Raw genomic sequence first — 18319 nt, forward strand, 5'->3', positions numbered from 1 at the left:
CAACGTACCTCTTGCTGAGTTACTTCAATGCCAAATTAACCATCAGCATTGATTTTTTGAATAATCACATCTAGCACTTCAGCCGCGTTATCGTTCTCAACTTGGCAAGTTCCTGCATTCAAGTGACCCCCACCGCCATAGCTGAGGCACAGCTCGCCGACATTGGTGTTCGAGCTACGGTTGACAATCGATTTGCCAATGGCAAACACGGTGTTTTGCTGTTTCAAACCCCACAGCACATGCACCGAGATATTGCATTGTGGGAATAAGGCATACAGTGTGAAGCGATTGGTGGCCCAAATCGTGTCTTCTTCACGCAAATCTAACACCAACAAATTGCCATGTACTTTGGTGCAACGACGCAGCTGATCTAGGGCGCGATCTTTGTGTTCAAAATACAGATCAACACGCTCTAGCACATCTGGCAAATGCAAAATGTCTTCAATGGTGTGAGTGCGGCAATAGTCGATAAGTTTCATCATCAGTTGATAGTTACTGATGCGGAACTCACGGAATCGCCCTAAACCTGTCCGTGCATCCATCAAGAAATTCAGCAATACCCAACCATCAGGATGCAAAATTTCTTCGGTGGTGAAGTTCGCCGAGTCGCCTTTATCTACGGCATCCATCATTTCATCCCATGCGGCAGGGAAGGCCTGATGGCCGCCGTAATATTCCCACACCACGCGTGCTGCCGACGGTGCATCTGGGCTGATGATGTGGTTGGTGATATTGCCATCATTGCGTAGGGTTTCGCTCAGATGGTGGTCAAAAGCAAGATAGCAGCCTTTGACGTAAGGCAGGTTAGTTGTAATGTCGCGGCCAGAGATTTCGATCTTGCCATCTTGCATATCTTTAGGATGCACAAACAAGATATCGTCGATCAAATCCAGATGTTTCAGCAAAGCGGCACACACCAGACCGTCAAAGTCGCTGCGGGTGACTAGGCGGTATTTTTCGGTCATTTCTAACACTCCTGATGAGGGTAAGGTGGCTTGTTTTATCGTGGCAAGCCAATATAAAGAGACTCTTAAATCGGAGAACAACACGCAACCAAGATACGCCGAGCCTGATCGAGACCTTGAAGGAAAGCAGCTTGGTTTGCTTGAAAATCAATTTCCACCCCTGCGCCGTTTAACCCTGCCGCTCGATTGGCGACTACGGCTAATGTGGCATAGGGTAAGTGTTTTTCGCGTGCAAGTGCCGCTTCGGGCATTCCCGTCATCCCCACCATATCCGCCCCATCTTGACTAAGACGGCGAATTTCGGCGGCTGTTTCTAAACGGGGCCCCTGAGTGGCAGCATAGCAGCCGCCATCATGAACGGAAATGGCCAACGTTGCCGCTGCTTCAAGCAGACGGCAACGCAGCGTTGCATCATAGGGATAGCTAAAATCGACATGCACTACTGGCTGATCAGGGCCTTCAAAAAAAGTCGCGGCCCGACTATGGGTATAGTCGATGATTTGATCAGGTACTGCTAACACACCAGTGGTCAATTCAGGGTGAATCCCCCCGACAGACCCTACCGCCAAAATACCACTGACGCCAATTTCAGCCAGCGCCCAAATATTAGCGCGGTAGTTAATCTCATGTGGTGCAAGAGAATGGCCATAGCCATGTCGGGCTAGAAAGACAATCTGTCGGCCAGCGATTTGTCCGAAAGAGAGGGGACAAGACGGTTCACCATAGGGTGTACGCATCACTTGGCGATGCGTGATGTCTAAACCTGGTAAACGAGACAGCCCGCTACCCCCGATGATGGCTAACATAATTCACTCACTTTAAGGCATGAATAGCAGGAAGATTACGCCATAAACCGCGCACATCCATGCCATAACCAAATACATAACGATCAGGGACATCCAATCCAACAAAGTCTGCTTTGATAGGTTTGGCTTTGCTAATCAATTTATTGGCAAACACAGCACTGTGGAACGATTTCGCCCCCATGCTCAGCACCTTGTCGCGAATGGCTGCCATCGTTTCGCCTTCGTCCAAGATGTCATCTAATACCAACACCACGCGGTCGCGGACATCTTCTTTTGGTGAAGTCCGCCACACCAATTCACCACCGTGGGTTTTATCACCATAGCGGCTGACATGGACGTAATCAAAATCGAGGGGGAATAACAAGCGAGGCAACAATTGGCCAGTAAAGACGACCGCGCCCCCCATGACGGATAACACGAGAGGATAGGTCTCGCCCAGTTTGGCAGTAATTTCTGTCGCCATACGGTCAACCGCTGCATCAACTTCGGCAGCGGTAAACAAAATATCGGCGCTATTGAGCAAGCCACGGGCTTCAGCAACATTGGGCATACAAATTTCGTCCAGCAAAAAATAAAAAACAACACACCCGATCAGGCGTGTTTAGTACCGAAGATTTTATCTCCGGCATCTCCTAGCCCTGGAATGATATAGCCTTGTTCGTTGAGATGACTATCGAGCGAGGCCGAGTAGATGTCCACATCGGGGTGGGCTGCATTGACAGCTTTCACCCCTTCTGGGGCAGCAACCATCACCACCGCACGAATATTTTTACATCCCTTACGCTTCAGCAAATCAATTGTGGCAACCATCGAACCCCCTGTTGCTAACATGGGGTCGATAATCAGGGCAATACGTTCATCTAACGCATCCACAAATTTATCAAAGTAGGGGACGGGTTCGAGGGTTTCTTCATTGCGGTAGAGACCCACCACACTGATTTTGGCTGACGGAACCAAATCTAAAACCCCATCTAACATGCCCAGACCCGCACGTAGAATCGGCACTACCGTGACCTTTTTACCCTTAATCTGTTGCACATCGATTGGGCCACACCAGCCATCAATCGTGACCGTTTCCACTTCAAAATCGCGTGTGGCCTCATAGGCCAACAAACGCGCTAATTCTTGCGTCAAGGTACGGAATTTATTGGTACTGACCCCCGCTTCACGCAATAGGCCAAGCTTATGTTGTACCAAAGGGTGGTTCACCACATGGATATTCATAATTTATGCCTCGCCCCGTGCTTTTAACCAAGCCAAAAACTCTGCTTCTGGCAGAGCTTCCCCAGAGGCATAACCTTGTACACGATCACATCCGAGTTGGCGCAGTAATTCCATATCGGCTTCGCGCTCCACCCCCTCGGCGACGGCTTCTAATCCTAAGCGGCGCGCCAACGACAAGCCGGTTTCCAAAATTGACGACAAAGTGGGGTCGCCTGCTGCACCATGCACAAAGGCACGGTCAATTTTCAATTGGGTAAAGGGCAGTGCAGACAGTTGTTTTAACGAGGCACCACCGACACCAAAGTCGTCAATCGCCAAACCAAAGCCGTGCATCCGCAGCCGTAACACATTCTCTAGCGCATCAGCCGGATGGGCATTGATCCCCGTTTCGCTAAATTCAAACACAAAACGCGCAGGGGGTACGCCATGACGTAAGACACGTGCGGCCAATTCGTCCGCCAATTCGGTATCAGACAACGAGACAGCCGATAAGTTAATCGCAACCGATAAGCGAATCCCATCATCTAACCAACGACGGCAAGCCGCCGCTGCACGATCAACCATGATGCCGGTAATGGCATCCATCATGTCAAAGCGTTCCAAGACCGGAATAAAGCTGGCTGGGTGAATCAGCCCTTTTTCACGATGACGCCAACGCGCCAACGCCTCAACGCCGACGACACGGTTATTCTTCAGATCAAGAATGGGTTGGAAGAACGACTCAAATTCGTTATTGGCAATACCACGCACGATATCGTCGATGGTTTCCGGTGGCACCACTGCCGGTGGTTCTGGCATATCGTCGTTGTGGATGCGCGTAAACAAGGCATCAAGGACGGCATCGTCAGCTGGCGTGCTGCTCCAGCCTAATGTTTTGAGCCCCAACGCTTCTGCCATCCGATCGGCCGTCGCCAGTAGGGCAGGATCCAGTTCACCATACAACACGAGGGTTGGGTTCGATGGGCGTGCAGCAAGGGCACGCAACAGCGCAATGCCAGCCAACTGTGGCAAATCAACAGCACAGAACACCAAGTCGGTGACGTCTTGGTCGAGGGCTTGCAGTGCCATCTCGATAGAAGGAACACGGCGCACCGCACGCACTCCACGTGTCCGTAACCGTTCTGTTAACAGTACACACCGTGAGATTTGATGATCGACAATCAAAATATGTTGAGGAGATATCATAGCGTCAGTTCGCACCAAAATAGGGTTCAAATCATGCTGGGCTGTTGTCGCCCATAAAGGCTGGCAATTTAACAAAAAAACCCGTCTAGGACGGGGATTTTTGCACGAAGCCACAAAAAATTGCACGTATTAAGCAAGGATTTAGACCTTTGCTAAAACTGTTAATGGGGTTGTCGGTGATTTTGCGCTAAAAAATCGGCGAATTGTGCTGCAGGCATCGGCTTGGCAAAATAATAGCCTTGCAACTCATCTGCCCCTTCTTGGGCCAAGAATGCCGCTTGTTCTGCTGTTTCCACCCCTTCTGCAATCAACTTCAAATGCAGATTACGTCCAAGCGCAATCATGGCTCGCACAATCGCTGCATCACTGCTGTTGCCCGGCAAATCACGGACAAAGCTTTGGTCAATTTTTAACTTATCGACATTAAAACGCTTCAGATAAGACAAGCTAGAATAGCCGGTACCAAAGTCATCAATCGACAGTTGAATCCCCAGCAGCTTCAGTTGGTCGATAATGGCTACCACCTGATCGACATCAAACATCACAATGCTTTCTGTCAATTCCAGTTCAAGACAAGAAGGCCGGATACCCGATTCGCGCAAGGCATCGGCGACCAAATCGACAAAATTCGCTTGTTGGAACTGTAAACTCGACAGATTGACGGCGATGGTGAGGTCTGGCAGTCCTGCTTCTTGCCACTCGCGGCTTTGCCGACAGGCTTCGTTAAGCGCCCATGTTCCCATCGGTACAATCAAACCAGATGACTCGGCAATGGGGATAAATTTTCCCGGTGAAATCATCCCTAGTTCAGGGTGAACCCAACGCATCAAGGCCTCGGCACCAATCACCACACCCGTTTGGGCATCGACTTGCGGTTGATAAAACAAACGCAATTCGCCACGCAAATGGGCGGTGCGTAATTGACTTTCCAACTCGAGCCGTTCAGCGGCATCGGCATTGAGCGAAGGCGTATAAAGACCAAAGTTGTTTCTGCCGCGTGCCTTGGCTTGATACATCGCAGCATCGGCATTGCGAATCAGCACATCCGCCTGTTCACCATCACGAGGATAAATACTGATCCCGACAGTGGACGAGGCCGTCAGTTCGCGTCCATCTACTACCACTGGCATCGACATGGCGGTCACAATCGCGCCAGCTAATTCGACTGCCTCGCGTTCATTCTGAATCCGTGGCAGAACAATCAAAAACTCATCACCGCCTAACCGCGCTAAGGTGTCTTCCGATGACAAATAGTCGGCCAAGCGCGCCGCTACTTGTTTTAACACCTCATCACCAACCGCATGACCAAGGGAATCATTGATATTTTTGAAGTGGTCTAAGTCGATGAACAATACCCCAACATGGTATTGCCCCTCTTGCGCGCGCAAGATGGCTTCTTCTAGGCGTTCGCTAAGGTAATAGCGGTTGGCCAAGCCGGTGAGTGCATCAAAACGGGCGTTGTAAGCCACGCGGGATTCCGCTTCTTTGCGCCGGTGAATATCGTTGATGGTGCCGACTTGTCGCTGTGGGACACCGTGTTCATCCGGATCGATAAACTGGCCTTGTACCGATACCCAGTGGTAATCGTTACCGACATGCAAGCGGTATTCAAGTCGAATATGTTGTTGATTATTGTGTGGGACTTGCGCTACCCGTTCTAACATCCAACGATCTTCAGGGTGAACAAGCGCGGTCCATTCCTCAAGCGGATACCGATGGCGAGAAAAATCAAAGTCTGGCCAATCTAAACAATCTAAATCAACCGTTAATTCCAAGCTCTTGAGGTCAAGTCGATATAAGCCTGTTTCAGCAGCATCCAAGGACAAACGCAACAGTTGTTCACTGTTCACTAACGCCTGTTCTGCCAGTTGCCGTTCTTCTTCGCTTTGTTGCAGGCGATGGATTTGTCGATTGAGCAAATAGAGCGACACCCCAACCGCTGCAATCATTAACCCTGCCATCAACAAACGATTTAAGGAATCACGATACCAATCGTTTAGCACTTCCGACTTGGGTAAACCGACTACCACGGTCAGCGGAAAACCTGACAAACGACTGCCGGCATACACCATGTCTTTGCCGTCATGTACTACTTCAAACAAACCCGAAGTACCAAGCCGGCGTAGGTGGCGGAAATAGAGCGTATCGCGGACATCTTCACCAAATGGCGTGGTGCTTTGCGGATGGTGGATCAGACGAATCCCATCATCACGTACCATATCCACGGTCATGTTTTCTGGCAGGCTTAGCGAGCGATAAAAGCGGTGATAATAGGTTGGATTGATACCGGCAACTAACACCCCCTCGCTACGTGTTGCTGTGCTATCGAGTAAGGGCATACTCAGCGGGAGATAAATCACCGATTTATTTAAAGCAGCGGGGGCGGGGCGGAACAGATGCGCTGCATCGTCAGTACGTTCAATACTGCCTAAGAAAAAATCACGCTCGGCAACCGAGGCTTGACCGACTGGATAGCGCAACGAACTGGCTAACACTCGGCCATCATGCCCTGCGGCACCAATTAACGTCAGTTGCGGTAAGAGTTCGACTTCTTGCTTCAAACGCGAGAAAGCCGTTGCTTCATCCCCTCGGCGGACGGCATTGCGCCAATCTTGGTCTTCCGCTAACACGCGCATATGTGCAGCGACAATTTGCATCGAGGCATCAATATGGGTTTCCAGCGCTTTTGCCAAGGTCACCATCCGCGCATTGGCATCGGCAGTGGTTCTTTGATAGTGGTCGAGAATGGTCCAGCCGATGAAAATGCTGGTACTGACACATAAAAACAAAAAGAACCACAACATGCCTCGGCGCAGGCGCTGTAGCAAAATGGGATGTAAGGCGACAGAGGCGGTGTCAGCAAGGTTCACAATAACAAATCTACTTAAAGGTCATGAGTTAAACCAAAGCGGCGTTTTTAGGCAAACCGGCTTAAACAAGGCTGCCACATTATGCACGAAAGCACAGATTGTGCAGCATGCATTGCAACAATCTTGCTGTCGAATTTGCTTTCAGCATCACTCGTGCTCTTTAGTGCAAAGAGATGCCAAACAAGTACAAAGCAAAGAATAAAACAGAACTAATGACTAAAGCTTGTGCCAGTGTAGTGATCCATTCTCTTAGCGTTTTTTTCTGTTCATACCCTAATAAACGACGTAATAGCCATACCACCAGCAAGACAAATAAAAAAAAGCGCAGTAAACGGCCAATCACAGCAGGCTTTCGCAAAGGAAAAACGAAAGACGATTATCACGGGCTGGCTGCCTGTGCAGCAAGCGGCAGCGGTATAATCCTTTTTCTTTATTTTTTGCTGATCGAGACCGATGAACCACGACCCACATTCTGTTGGTTTGGTCTGTCCACAGACGGCCCATTTTTCCACGCCACTGACTTTAGCCAGTGGTCATGTCTTACCTAGCTATGAGTTAGTGTTTGAAACCTATGGCACGCTGAATCAACAAGCCTCGAATGCCATTCTGATCTGCCATGCCCTATCTGGTCACCACCATGTTGCCGGTCGTCATCACCCAGACGATAAGGCAGCCGGTTGGTGGGACAATATGGTTGGCCCGGGAAAACCGATTGATACGGACCGCTTTTTCGTCGTTGGCGTCAACAATCTCGGCGGGTGTCATGGTTCGACAGGCCCTCGCTCAATCAATCCAGCAACGGGTCAGCCCTATGGTTCGAGTTTTCCGGTTGTAACTGTGCCCGATTGGGTACATGCACAAGCTCGGTTGGCTGATTATTTAGGCATTCGCTGTTGGGCGGCGGTGATTGGCGGCAGTTTGGGCGGTATGCAAGCGTTGGAATGGTCGATTCGTTTTCCCGACCGCTTGCACCATGCTTTAGTAATTGCCTCGGCGCCAAAATTGACCGCACAAAATATCGCGTTCAATGACGTTGCGCGGCAGGCCATTTTGACCGACCCCGAATTTTATGGCGGTGATTTTTATCAAAAAGACGCTATTCCCCGACGGGGCCTGCGTTTAGCGAGAATGCTGGGGCATATCACTTATTTGTCTGATGATGGCATGGGCGAAAAATTTGGTCGTCTGTTGCGCTCGGGCGAATATAAGTTTGGTTACGATGTTGAGTTTGAAATCGAAAGTTATCTGCGTTATCAGGGCGATAAATTTTCCGATTATTTTGATGCCAACACCTATCTGTTGATGACCAAGGCGCTAGATTACTTCGACCCCGGCACTGAATGGGGACAGGGGGACCTCGCACGCGCATTGCAGCGTGCTGAAGCCAAGTTTTTAATTGCGGCGTTTACCACCGATTGGCGTTTTTCACCGGCCAGATCAAAAGAAATTGTCAAAGCCCTGATTGATGCACAAAAAACGGTCAGCTACGCCGAGATTGAGTCGGCGCATGGGCATGATGCGTTTTTAATGACCGACCCACCGTATGTGGCTTTGATGCATGCTTATCTCAATCTTGTCGCGTTGAAAGCGGGGGTATGATGTTACGCAGTGACCTACAGTTGATTGCCGATTGGATTCCTGCCCGCAGTCGGGTGTTAGATTTGGGGTGTGGCGATGGCCAATTATTAGCCTATCTCAGCCAACACAAAAAAGTCGTCGGCTATGGTGTCGAGATTGATGTCAATAATGTGATTCGCTGCGTGAGCAGCGGGATCAACGTGGTGCAAGGTGACTTAGAAGCGGGTTTATCCGATTTTCAGAGTGATGCGTTTGATGTGGTGGTGTTATCACAAACCATTCAAGCGATGCGCCATATTGAACAAATCATGGTCGAAATGTTGCGTGTAGGCCGTGAGGCGATTGTGTCTTTCCCCAATTTTGGCTATTGGAAAAACCGTCTGCAAATTTTGCAAGGCCACATGCCGGTTTCAGAAACTATTCCGTACGATTGGCACAACACCCCTAACATTCATTTGTGTATGTTGCGAGATTTTGAAGCGCTGTGCGCCAAAAATCAGATTGAGGTCAAAGAGCGGGTGGTGATGGACGGCGGTAGTCGAATTGATTTCTTGCCCAATTTGCTCGGCAGTTTGGCGTTTTATCGTATCGGGCGTGCGGCATGAATTGGCAGGCCTTGTTCAATCGGCGCATGTTAATTTGTATTTTTACTGGCTTTGCGTCCGGTTTGCCGCTGTATTTTTTGATCAATCTTTTACCTGCATGGTTACGCACCGAGGGCGTTGACTTAAAAGCGATTGGCTTATTTGCGCTGATTCAGTTGCCCTACACTTGGAAGTTTATTTGGTCGCCCTTGATGGACCGCTTTAGCTTGCCACTAGGGCGGCGGCGTGGCTGGATGTTGGCAACACAGGTGGGCTTGATTGCCTCGCTCGCTGGCTTTGCCGCTTTTCAACCACAACAAGATATTTGGTCGATTGCGGTGTTGGCGGTGGCGGTGGCCTTTTTTAGCGCCAGCCAAGATATTGTGTTGGATGCCTATCGGCGTGAAATTTTGCCCGATGCTGAATTAGGGCTAGGGAATTCTATTCATATCAATGCTTATCGTTTGGCGAGTTTAATTCCCGGTTCCTTGTCGCTGATCTTAGCGGACCATTTACCGTGGCCAACTGTCTTTTGGATCACCGCTCTCTTTATGCTGCCGGGGCTGTTGATGACGTTGACGGTGAGTGAGCCGATGTTGCAAGGCGCTGCACCGCGCACTTTACGCGAAGCCGTGGTAGAGCCATTTCGTGAATTTATTGATCGGGCTGGATGGCAACATGCGCTACTGATTTTAGGATTTATCTTCCTATATAAACTCGGTGACAGCATGGCAACCGCACTGGCAACGCCGTTTTATCTTGATACGGGATTTACAAAATCTGATATTGGATTGATCGCCAAACATGCTGGGCTTTGGCCTGCTGTGATAGGTGGTTTACTCGGTGGAATTTGGATGTTAAAGCTCGGCATCAATCGCGCCTTATGGTTATTTGGCGTGGTGCAGATGGTGACAATTTTGGGCTTTGTCATTCTCGACCAAGTCGGCCCAGATAAACTGACTTTAGCCTTAGTGATTTCAGCCGAGGCGCTTGGGGTGGGTTTGGGTTCGGCGGCGTTTATTGCTTTTATTGCCCGTGCGACCCACCCACTGTATACCGCCACGCAACTGGCGCTATTCACCAGCTTATCTGCCGTACCGCGTACGGTCATCAATGCCGGAACTGGCTATTTGGTGGAAGCATTAGGATGGACACCGTTTTTCTTGCTGTGTACGGTGTTGGCAATACCGGGGATGTTGCTACTGGTAAAAGTCGCCCCATGGCATGAGGCGACTTCAGACAAGACGGCAACGGCTCATTAGGCGTGGGCGCTGTGATCGTCAGCAAAACCGCCTGCACAACCACTGACCAGTTGTTTTAAGTGTTCTGGTTGGAGCAGGCGGATATGTTTATGGTCAACGCTAATCCAACCGTTTGCTTGGAATTTCGAAAGCGTGCGGCTCACTGTTTCGAGTTTCAGGCCTAAGAAACTGCCAATTTCTTCACGACTCATCCGTAAAACAAAGTCGTTGGCGGCAAACCCTCTGGCGGAGAGGCGTTGCGATAAATTCAGCAAAAAGGCGGCCAATCGTTCTTCCGCTTTCATATTGCCAAGCAATAACATCACACTTTGGTCGCGTACAATTTCACGACTCATCAGGCGGAAGAAATGACGTTGTAGGCTCGGAATATCTCGCCCGAGGAGTTCCAAGCGCGCAAACGGCAGCTCACAGACATCCGAATCTTCCAAAGCTTGTGCATCACAACCGTGGGTGTTGCTACTGATGCCATCCAACCCCATGAGATCACCAGACATGTGAAACCCGGTGACTTGTTCACGACCATCATGGCTAGACACACAATTTTTGAAAAAGCCGGTGCGGACCGCGAATAAAGCTCGGAAAGGGTCTCCCGCTCGGAACAGATATTCACCGCGTTTGACGCGGCGACTCTGTCGGATCACCGCGTCAAGCTGTGACATTTCCTCTCGGTTCAGACCAAGAGGCAGGCACAGCTCTCGTAAGCTGCAGTTCGAGCAGGAAACTTTGAGGGTGTGCAGGGGAACAGGACGGGGATCGAGCATGGGTAAATTCTGATATAGAGTGGAATTGAGGGGCGGTTGATTCGTGTCAAAAACAATCTGAGTTGGCTCAGGCACAGTGCAGCCATTGAATAGGATATTTCTTTATGAGCACTGCGAATTTTGCCATGTTAGCTTCTCCATCAGCTCGTTTTGAATTCGACCGTCAGCTCATTGAGCGGTTGGACGGCAGTGGACCGCGTTATACCTCCTACCCGACTGCTGATCGATTTAGCAGCGAGTTTGGAGAATTGGATTATCGACATAGCTTACAGCAAAGGCAAATTGGTGCGAATGCTGGGCCGTTGTCGTTGTATGTACATATCCCTTTTTGCAATACCGTCTGTTACTACTGCGGTTGCAATAAAATTATCACGAAAGATCGTTCGCGTGCAGACCAGTACATAGACTATCTGGAACGCGAACTTGCCTTATACGCCGATTTGCTCGGCGATAAGCAAGATTTGATCCAGCTTCACTTTGGCGGCGGCACACCGACTTTTCTCAGTGATGAGCAGATGACACGGCTGATGACGGCGATTCGCCGGACTTTTCATCTGTTGCCACATGGGGAATTCTCGATTGAGATTGACCCACGCAAAGTCACTGCACAAACCGTCGCGCACTTGGCACAACTGGGTTTTAACCGCATGTCTGTCGGTGTACAGGATTTTAATCCGCTTGTCCAGCAAGCCGTTAACCGCATTCAAAGTGAAGAAGAAACCCGTGTGGTGATTGAAGCTGCGCGAGCTTCTGGCTTTAAATCGATCAGTTTGGATTTGATTTATGGCCTGCCATTACAAACATTGGCTTCGGTACAAGAGACCCTCGATCGAGTATTAGCCATTCGTCCTGACCGTTTAGCTTTGTATAACTATGCCCATCTGCCTTCGGTGTTTATGCCGCAGCGGCGTATCAACGAAGCAGAATTGCCCGTGCCAGAGGTGAAGCTCGATATTCTGCAGATGGCGGTGCAACACCTTGGGACAGCAGGTTATGTCTTTATTGGGATGGACCATTTTGCCCTACCAGAAGATGAATTGGCAGTGGCCTTACAACAAGGGCGGTTGCAGCGTAATTTCCAAGGCTATTCGACTCATGCCGACCATGATTTGATTGCCATTGGTGTGTCTTCGATTGGGAAAGTCGGCCCCAGCTACGCACAAAATCACAAAGAAATCGAGCAATACTATGCAGCGTTGGATGCAGGCCAACTGCCGATTTTGCGTGGTTTATGTTTATCTGCCGATGATTTGCTACGAAGAACGGTGATTCAAGCCTTGATGTGTCGTTTTGCTCTGTCGATGGACGCCATCAGTGAAAGTTTCGGTATTGACTTTAAGCGTTATTTCGCGTGGGAATTGGAAAAACTGGCGGAATATCAAACGCTGGGCTTGTTGGAAATTGACGATGAATGGCTCACCATCAGCCCCCGTGGTCGTTTCCTGATTCGCACGGTCGCAATGGTGTTTGACCGTCATCTGCGCGAAAAACAAACCCATGCTCGTTATTCACGTACGATTTAACTCAGAACCAGTCACCCCTTTGGGGTGGCTGCATCGTACGGATAAATCATGCCTTGTCTGTTGCCGCTTTAGGCGGTAGGTTCAACATCTGGTCTTTGCACCACGACATACCCCGCTAAAATCTCTTCCTTGAACGACTCAGGAATCTCATCCCAATCGACAATCTGTACGATGATTGGGATATGGCTTTCAACAAAAGCCTCTCTCACCACACTTAAACGAAAGACATCCCGTTTTTTATCAGCAGGAAAGCGCGCCATTAGGTTCAAATCACTCGCTTCGTAATGATCGCCTCGTACCCGAGAGCCATACGCCCAAACTGTCGCTTCTGGGATATGCTTTTCTAATAGCATGCGAACTTGTACCGCATATTTCTCTGGCAAATAGAGTATATTGAGTTCAGCCATCGCAGGATTTATCTAATTTTTTTCCAATGTGTGATCCGTATTGAGGTACAGCATGGAACAGCCAATTTTTCGAACCAGCCGCATTTTCCTTTCCTAATCTATTCCTGCGAGAAAGGAAAATGCGTGGGCGTGTATTCAATAGATTTAAATATCTTGCCCTTCACGAATCCCCTCGTGATGGGCTTCGCGTTTTGGCAAGATCAAGTTCAAGATAATCGCCAATACCGAACATAACCCCACACCGACTAAAGAGAAGTCGCCAATTTTTAGCTCTAATGCCCCGATACCCGTGGTTAATACCACCGAGACAATCACCAAATTGCGAGGGGCCATTAAATCGACTTTGGCTTCGATCAACGTTTTCAGCCCAATCGAGGCAATCGTGCCGAAAAGCAAGACCATAATACCGCCCATCACCGGCATCGGAATGGATTGCAGCAAGGCATTAAATTTACCGAAGAAAGCCATCGCAATAGCGAAAATAGCCGCCCATGTCATCACTTTTGGATTGAAGTTGCGGGTAATCATCACCGCACCGGTAACCTCGGCATAAGTGGTAACCGGCGGCCCGCCGATTAAACCAGCAAAACACACCCCCAAACCATCCCCCGCCAAGGTGCGGTGTAGGCCCGGCGTTTTGGTGTAGTCTTTGCCCGTTACCCCACCAATTGCCATCACCCCCCCGATATGTTCAATCGCTGGTGCAATCGCCACTGGCAACATAAACAGTGCTGCTGCCCAGTTCACTTCTGGCGTGACAAAATGGGGTACTGCAAACCAAGGGGCGGCCGCAATTTTGCCGAAATCAACCAAGCCCATCACGCTGGCTGCAATATAACCGACGGAAACCCCTGCTAAGATGGGCACCAAACGGAACATGCCTTGGGCAAAAATCGCCACAATAACAGTCGTGGTTAAGGAAATTGTCGCCAGTATCAATGCTGTGCTGTACGGAATAACCTGTTCGCTGCCTGCTCGACCCATTGCCATATTGCTGGCGACAGTGGCGACTGACAAACCGATAATCATAATGACTGGGCCAATGACCACCGGCGGCAACAAGGTATGAACCGCTTCAATGCCACGCCAACGCACTAAACCAGCAAAGACAAAATACATAAAGCCGGCAGCAAACAAACCAAACATGGTTGAGGGTAAACCCCAAGTTTGGGTGGCATAGATAATTGGGGCGATAAAGGCAAAGGATGACCCGAGAAAAATCGGCACCTGATTGCGTGTACACAGTTGAAATAACAGTGTACCAATCCCTGCACCTAGCAGGGCCATGGCTGGATTTAATCCAGTCAAAAGAGGAACCAGAACCAAAGCACCAAAGGCAACAAATAAAATTTGTGCCCCAGCGATGGCCTGTTTAAGCGTAGAAAACATGGTTTGCTATCCTAGGCAAAGAAAAAAATAGCAGAGATCTCTGCTAAACCGCGTTATTGTGCCAGAAGCGTTGTAGCGAGAGACCTTCTCAACGGTAATTTTGCTAACAGCGCTGGCATAATTTGTGATTGTTTATTCTCCTTTATCTGAGTTTGCCTGATGACGTCATTACATACCCCTGCTTTTGTCTACGCCTTTCGTGAAGCCGCGCCTTATATTCACGCCTTTCGTAACAAGACGTTTGTGATTGCGTTTGGTGGTGAGTTATTAGAAACCGATCGTCTAGCGCCATTGTGTTATGACTTAAATGTTTTGATTAGTCTTGGGGTGCGGGTGGTTTTGGTGCACGGCATTCGGCCACAAATCGATGCAGTTTTAGCCACCAAGGGAATTGTTTCGCGTTACCACGGCAGTCGGCGGATTACCGATGGCGAGGGCTTAGCTGCGGTACGGCAAGCCGTCGGGCTGGCGCGGGCAGAAATTGAATCACAGCTCAGTCTCGCACTCCCTAATTCCCCAATGGCGGGGGCAAACTTGCGTATTAGCAGTGGGAATTTTGTGGTGGCGCGTCCCCTCGGTGTGTTGGATGGGGTGGACATGCAATATACCGGCCAAGTGCGGCGAATTGATGTGCAAGCAATTCGCGACCACCTTGCCCTCGGTGAAATCGTTTTATTCTCACCATTAGGGTTTTCGCCAACCGGCGAAAGCTTTAATTTGACGATGGAAGAATTAGCGACTGATCTGGCGGTGAATTTGCAAGCAGACAAACTGATTTTCCTCGCCGACAGCGATGGCGTACACAGTGAAGACGGGACATTTTTAGCCGAGTTAACTGCTGGCGAGGCCGAGCAGCTATTAGAAGAAAAAGAACTGACCCCGGGCAGTCTATGGACCTATTTAGCCTGTGCCACCCGCGCCACACGTAAAGGTGTGGCACGGGCGCATTTGGTGAGTCATCGTGAAGAGGGTGCGTTGCTGACCGAGCTTTTCACCCACGATGGGATTGGCACCATGATTTCACGTGAAAATCTAGTCAAAATGCGTACGGCAACGATTGATGATGTCGGTGCGATTTTGGCATTGATCGAACCGTTGGAACAAAGAGGCGCGTTGGTCAAACGTGGGCGTGAGCTGATTGAGATGGAAATTCAGCACTATTTTGTGGTCGAGCATGACGGGATGATTATTGGCTGTGTCGCCATGCACCCTTATCCCAAAGAGCAAATGGCAGAATTAGCATGTTTAGCAGTTGATCCGCAGTGGCGAGATGGGGGGTATGGTGATGCTTTGGTGCAGCAGGTCGAGCGACAGGCCCGTGCCAAAGGGGTTGCTAAACTCTTTGTTTTAACAACACAAACGGCACATTGGTTTGTCGAGCATGGTTTTGTATTGGCGACACCCGAGGCACTGCCCGAGGCAAAAAAAGCTTTTTATAATCACCAACGCCGCTCACAAGTGTTAATCAAAACGTTGTCTTAACAGAATTCAGCGTAAGTCGCACAATCTGGTGACTCTCTTTCAAACGACCGTATCTACACGGATTGTCAAAGCGAGCTGGGATCGGTACAACCTGACATTCTGTCTTTATTTCTGTTGCTGTTGGGGGTGTTTTGTCTGATGCACGAATCATATCCTTCCCCTTCTGCGGGCTCACACTCAACTGACACCCAGCAACAAGGCTGTGCGCTCTTTGTGCGAACCTTGCGCTTTCGTTTGATTGCGCTAGGTTTTTTGGCCAATCTCTTATTGGTTGGCATGATGTTGCTGATTATGTTGTTTTCGTGGGAACACAGCACACGTCAAGCCCTACAAGTTCGCAGCCATGAAGTGCGGCAACTGCTACAAGCGGTTTTACAAGAGCCATTGCGTTATGAGGATTACCCTCGTGTCGTCGATTTGGTCAATCAGTCCTTCACGCAAAGTGATTTGTTGTATCTCGCGGTGGAAAACCAACAGGGGCAACAAATTGCACTGTTACAACAATCACAAATCATACCTTCCCCATCACGACAACAAGAGACGTTGGCTTCTGTGTCGCTGTTATTTTCCCTATCTGAAGGCGTGTATCAACGTAGCGTGATTACCGATGGTGGCAAGGTGATCGGTCAAGTCAGTTATGTTTTATCATTACAAACAGCCACCGCTGCATTGAAAACGCTGTTGTTACAGGTGTTATTGGTGATGGTAGTCAGTATTCTGTTGCTCGGTTTATTGACGGCCTTAATCGGCCTTTGGATTGGTCGCCCGCTGTCGGCGTTAATCCGCGCTGCACGGGCCATCGCGGCTGGTGATTATCAAGCTTCGTTACCGCCAAGCAATGCCAATGAAATTGGTCGGTTAGCCGCCGCTTTTGCTCAGATGCGCGATGCTCTACGTGAACAAATGAGCACACTACGGCAACAACGAGAAACGCTTCATGCCATTGCTGACTATACCTACGCTTGGGAAATGTGGCTTAACCGTGAAGGTAAGCTCTATTGGCTCAATCCTTCGGTGGAAAGAATTACCGGCTATCGGGCTGAGGAATTGCTCAACGAAAAAGTTCGCTTATTAGACGACATCATTCACCCCGAAGACAGCGAACAAGTGCGCGACTATATTAGCCAAGCCATTCGCCAACAAAGTGCCGGTCAGGGGTTTCAATTTCGGATGCGTCATCGTGATGGTCGGATTATTTGGGTGATTGCGAATTGGCAGCCGCTTTATAGCCAAGAACGGCGCTTTTTAGGGCTACGCGCTAGCCTATTGGATTACACCAGTCAAAAACAGGCAGATTTGGCCTTACAACAAGCCATTGCTGAGCTACAAGCAGTGCAACAAGAAAATGAATTGCATCTGCGACAAGCACAACGAGAACAAGCGCGGTTGCGTGCGTTGTTCTCCTCTTTACAAGTCGGTGTGGTGTTTGTCGATCATCAAGATCGGATTGTCTATGCCAATCCTGCTTTTGCCCAACTCTGGGGTTTGCCACCGGCACCTGTGCTAAATCAATGCCCTCTCCCCTCGCTTTTGCCGCAACTCTTTGCTCAACCACAGGTTGAGGATGTGGTGCGGGAGTTTGAAGTAGATGCGGGGGTGATTTTGACTGCCTTTAATGTGCCGGTCAGTGGTGAGGAGAATGGCCGTTTGTGGGTGTTCCAAGATGTGACTGATGAACGTGCTTATGCAGAACAACTGCGTGTTTTGGCCGAGCGCGATACGTTGACTGGGATTTTTAACCGGCGGCGTTTCCAACATGATATCGAACATGCTTTGCAGCAAGCACAACAACAGCAACATCCACTGGCTATTTTATTGTTCGATCTTAACCGCTTTAAGCAAGTGAACGACAACTATGGTCATGCCGCTGGCGATCAGGTGTTAATCGAAATTGCCCGTACATTAGGTTATGTGTTGCGTACTGGCGAATGGTTATATCGTCTAGGGGGAGATGAGTTCGCCATTTTATTGCCAGATGCCGATTTAGAGGCAGCGGCAGTGGTGGCGCAACGCGTGCAAGACCATATTGCACAGCTGCCGTTCGTCTTTGAAGGCCAAGCCTGTCATGTGGGAAGTAGCATTGGGGTGGCGGTGTTTCCGCAACATGCGACCGATGCCATGATGCTGACTGCGGTGGCCGATGCTGCGATGTATGAGGCAAAAAAACGGGGCGGGCAGTGGTGTATTTTTGATGCACAACAGATGAGCCTCCCCTGTTCGGATACCGAGCCTAAGTCGTTCAAGGATGCTTCTTCTTCGATAGTTGATTAACTTGGATTGTGA

16 protein-coding genes are annotated in these 18319 nt (G+C 49.6%); 6 read left to right on the plus strand and 10 right to left on the minus strand.

The window, feature by feature from the left end:
* Nucleotides 1-35: 35 nt before the first annotated feature.
* The 7 genes from ACYVJG_RS06315 to ACYVJG_RS06345 all read right to left on the minus strand — a co-directional run bounded on the left by ACYVJG_RS06315 (nt 36) and on the right by ACYVJG_RS06345 (nt 7408).
* A complete protein-coding gene (locus tag ACYVJG_RS06315) occupies nt 36-965 on the minus strand; it encodes a DHH family phosphoesterase (protein WP_460430296.1) in 930 nt (309 codons plus the stop codon).
* A gap of 65 nt (nt 966-1030) precedes the next feature.
* The gene (locus tag ACYVJG_RS06320; protein WP_460430297.1) at nt 1031-1771 is read right to left on the minus strand and encodes an S-methyl-5'-thioinosine phosphorylase; all 741 of its coding nucleotides are present in this window, start codon (nt 1769-1771) and stop codon (nt 1031-1033) included.
* 7 nt (nt 1772-1778) lie between these two features.
* Entirely contained in the window at nt 1779-2321 is a 543-nt protein-coding gene (locus ACYVJG_RS06325) for a hypoxanthine-guanine phosphoribosyltransferase (RefSeq protein ID WP_460430298.1), read from the minus strand.
* Nucleotides 2322-2362: 41 nt separating this feature from the next.
* Nucleotides 2363-2995 carry a uracil phosphoribosyltransferase gene (gene upp / locus ACYVJG_RS06330; protein WP_460430299.1) on the minus strand — a complete coding sequence of 211 codons (633 nt, stop codon included), beginning with the start codon at nt 2993-2995 and terminating at the stop codon, nt 2363-2365.
* A 3-nt stretch (nt 2996-2998) separates the two neighbouring features.
* The gene (locus ACYVJG_RS06335; protein ID WP_460430300.1) at nt 2999-4180 is read right to left on the minus strand and encodes an EAL domain-containing response regulator; all 1182 of its coding nucleotides are present in this window, start codon (nt 4178-4180) and stop codon (nt 2999-3001) included.
* A gap of 161 nt (nt 4181-4341) precedes the next feature.
* On the minus strand, nt 4342-7050 hold the full coding sequence (locus ACYVJG_RS06340; protein ID WP_460430301.1) for a bifunctional diguanylate cyclase/phosphodiesterase: 2709 nt from the start codon (nt 7048-7050) through the stop codon (nt 4342-4344).
* Between the two features lie 160 nt (nt 7051-7210).
* Entirely contained in the window at nt 7211-7408 is a 198-nt protein-coding gene (locus tag ACYVJG_RS06345; RefSeq protein WP_245556785.1) for a protein MIGRI, read from the minus strand.
* A gap of 95 nt (nt 7409-7503) precedes the next feature.
* Between ACYVJG_RS06345 and metX the strand changes: the two genes are divergently transcribed.
* From metX to ACYVJG_RS06360, 3 genes are read left to right on the plus strand one after another with little or no spacing between them, the layout of a single operon-like run.
* Nucleotides 7504-8649 carry a homoserine O-succinyltransferase MetX gene (gene metX, locus ACYVJG_RS06350; protein ID WP_022654300.1) on the plus strand — a complete coding sequence of 382 codons (1146 nt, stop codon included), beginning with the start codon at nt 7504-7506 and terminating at the stop codon, nt 8647-8649.
* Nucleotides 8646-9233, plus strand: a complete 588-nt coding sequence (gene metW, locus ACYVJG_RS06355) for a methionine biosynthesis protein MetW (protein ID WP_460430302.1) — start codon at nt 8646-8648, stop codon at nt 9231-9233. The genes metX and metW overlap by 4 nt, the downstream gene beginning before the upstream one ends.
* Nucleotides 9230-10474 carry an AmpG family muropeptide MFS transporter gene (locus ACYVJG_RS06360; protein WP_022654298.1) on the plus strand — a complete coding sequence of 415 codons (1245 nt, stop codon included), beginning with the start codon at nt 9230-9232 and terminating at the stop codon, nt 10472-10474. The genes metW and ACYVJG_RS06360 overlap by 4 nt, the downstream gene beginning before the upstream one ends.
* Here the strand turns inward: ACYVJG_RS06360 and fnr are convergent.
* Nucleotides 10471-11235 carry a fumarate/nitrate reduction transcriptional regulator Fnr gene (gene fnr / locus ACYVJG_RS06365; RefSeq protein ID WP_052165436.1) on the minus strand — a complete coding sequence of 255 codons (765 nt, stop codon included), beginning with the start codon at nt 11233-11235 and terminating at the stop codon, nt 10471-10473. The two genes, ACYVJG_RS06360 and fnr, sit on opposite strands and share 4 nt — an antisense overlap.
* A 104-nt stretch (nt 11236-11339) precedes the next feature.
* On the opposite strand from fnr, the gene hemN reads away from it, so the two are divergent.
* Entirely contained in the window at nt 11340-12758 is a 1419-nt protein-coding gene (gene hemN / locus ACYVJG_RS06370) for an oxygen-independent coproporphyrinogen III oxidase (protein ID WP_022654296.1), read from the plus strand.
* 68 nt (nt 12759-12826) lie between these two features.
* On the opposite strand, the gene ACYVJG_RS06375 is transcribed toward hemN, so the two are convergent.
* Both ACYVJG_RS06375 and ACYVJG_RS06380 read right to left on the minus strand, forming a co-directional pair.
* Nucleotides 12827-13165 carry a nucleotidyltransferase family protein gene (locus tag ACYVJG_RS06375; protein WP_460430303.1) on the minus strand — a complete coding sequence of 113 codons (339 nt, stop codon included), beginning with the start codon at nt 13163-13165 and terminating at the stop codon, nt 12827-12829.
* Nucleotides 13166-13309: 144 nt separating this feature from the next.
* The gene (locus ACYVJG_RS06380) at nt 13310-14554 is read right to left on the minus strand and encodes a uracil-xanthine permease family protein (protein WP_460430304.1); all 1245 of its coding nucleotides are present in this window, start codon (nt 14552-14554) and stop codon (nt 13310-13312) included.
* Between the two features lie 159 nt (nt 14555-14713).
* Here ACYVJG_RS06380 and argA point away from each other — a divergent pair, with 159 nt between their 5' ends.
* Entirely contained in the window at nt 14714-16036 is a 1323-nt protein-coding gene (argA, locus tag ACYVJG_RS06385; protein WP_460430305.1) for an amino-acid N-acetyltransferase, read from the plus strand.
* A 138-nt stretch (nt 16037-16174) separates the two neighbouring features.
* Nucleotides 16175-18307, plus strand: coding sequence for a diguanylate cyclase domain-containing protein (locus ACYVJG_RS06390; RefSeq protein ID WP_460430306.1), 2133 nt, complete (start codon nt 16175-16177; stop codon nt 18305-18307).
* Nucleotides 18308-18319: the final 12 nt, after the last annotated feature.

This window comes from Aquaspirillum soli (assembly GCF_054781915.1).

Coding starts and splice junctions, on each gene's coding strand:
- fnr (WP_052165436.1), bottom strand. CDS start 11,235: ATGCTCGATCCCCGTCCTGTTCCCCTGCACACCCTCAAAGTTTCCTGC.
- argA (WP_460430305.1), top strand. CDS start 14,714: ATGACGTCATTACATACCCCTGCTTTTGTCTACGCCTTTCGTGAAGCC.
- metW (WP_460430302.1), top strand. CDS start 8,646: ATGATGTTACGCAGTGACCTACAGTTGATTGCCGATTGGATTCCTGCC.
- metX (WP_022654300.1), top strand. CDS start 7,504: ATGAACCACGACCCACATTCTGTTGGTTTGGTCTGTCCACAGACGGCC.
- ACYVJG_RS06360 (WP_022654298.1), top strand. CDS start 9,230: ATGAATTGGCAGGCCTTGTTCAATCGGCGCATGTTAATTTGTATTTTT.
- ACYVJG_RS06335 (WP_460430300.1), bottom strand. CDS start 4,180: ATGATATCTCCTCAACATATTTTGATTGTCGATCATCAAATCTCACGG.
- ACYVJG_RS06390 (WP_460430306.1), top strand. CDS start 16,175: ATGCACGAATCATATCCTTCCCCTTCTGCGGGCTCACACTCAACTGAC.
- ACYVJG_RS06375 (WP_460430303.1), bottom strand. CDS start 13,165: ATGGCTGAACTCAATATACTCTATTTGCCAGAGAAATATGCGGTACAA.
- ACYVJG_RS06325 (WP_460430298.1), bottom strand. CDS start 2,321: ATGCCCAATGTTGCTGAAGCCCGTGGCTTGCTCAATAGCGCCGATATT.
- upp (WP_460430299.1), bottom strand. CDS start 2,995: ATGAATATCCATGTGGTGAACCACCCTTTGGTACAACATAAGCTTGGC.
- hemN (WP_022654296.1), top strand. CDS start 11,340: ATGAGCACTGCGAATTTTGCCATGTTAGCTTCTCCATCAGCTCGTTTT.
- ACYVJG_RS06380 (WP_460430304.1), bottom strand. CDS start 14,554: ATGTTTTCTACGCTTAAACAGGCCATCGCTGGGGCACAAATTTTATTT.
- ACYVJG_RS06315 (WP_460430296.1), bottom strand. CDS start 965: ATGACCGAAAAATACCGCCTAGTCACCCGCAGCGACTTTGACGGTCTG.
- ACYVJG_RS06320 (WP_460430297.1), bottom strand. CDS start 1,771: ATGTTAGCCATCATCGGGGGTAGCGGGCTGTCTCGTTTACCAGGTTTA.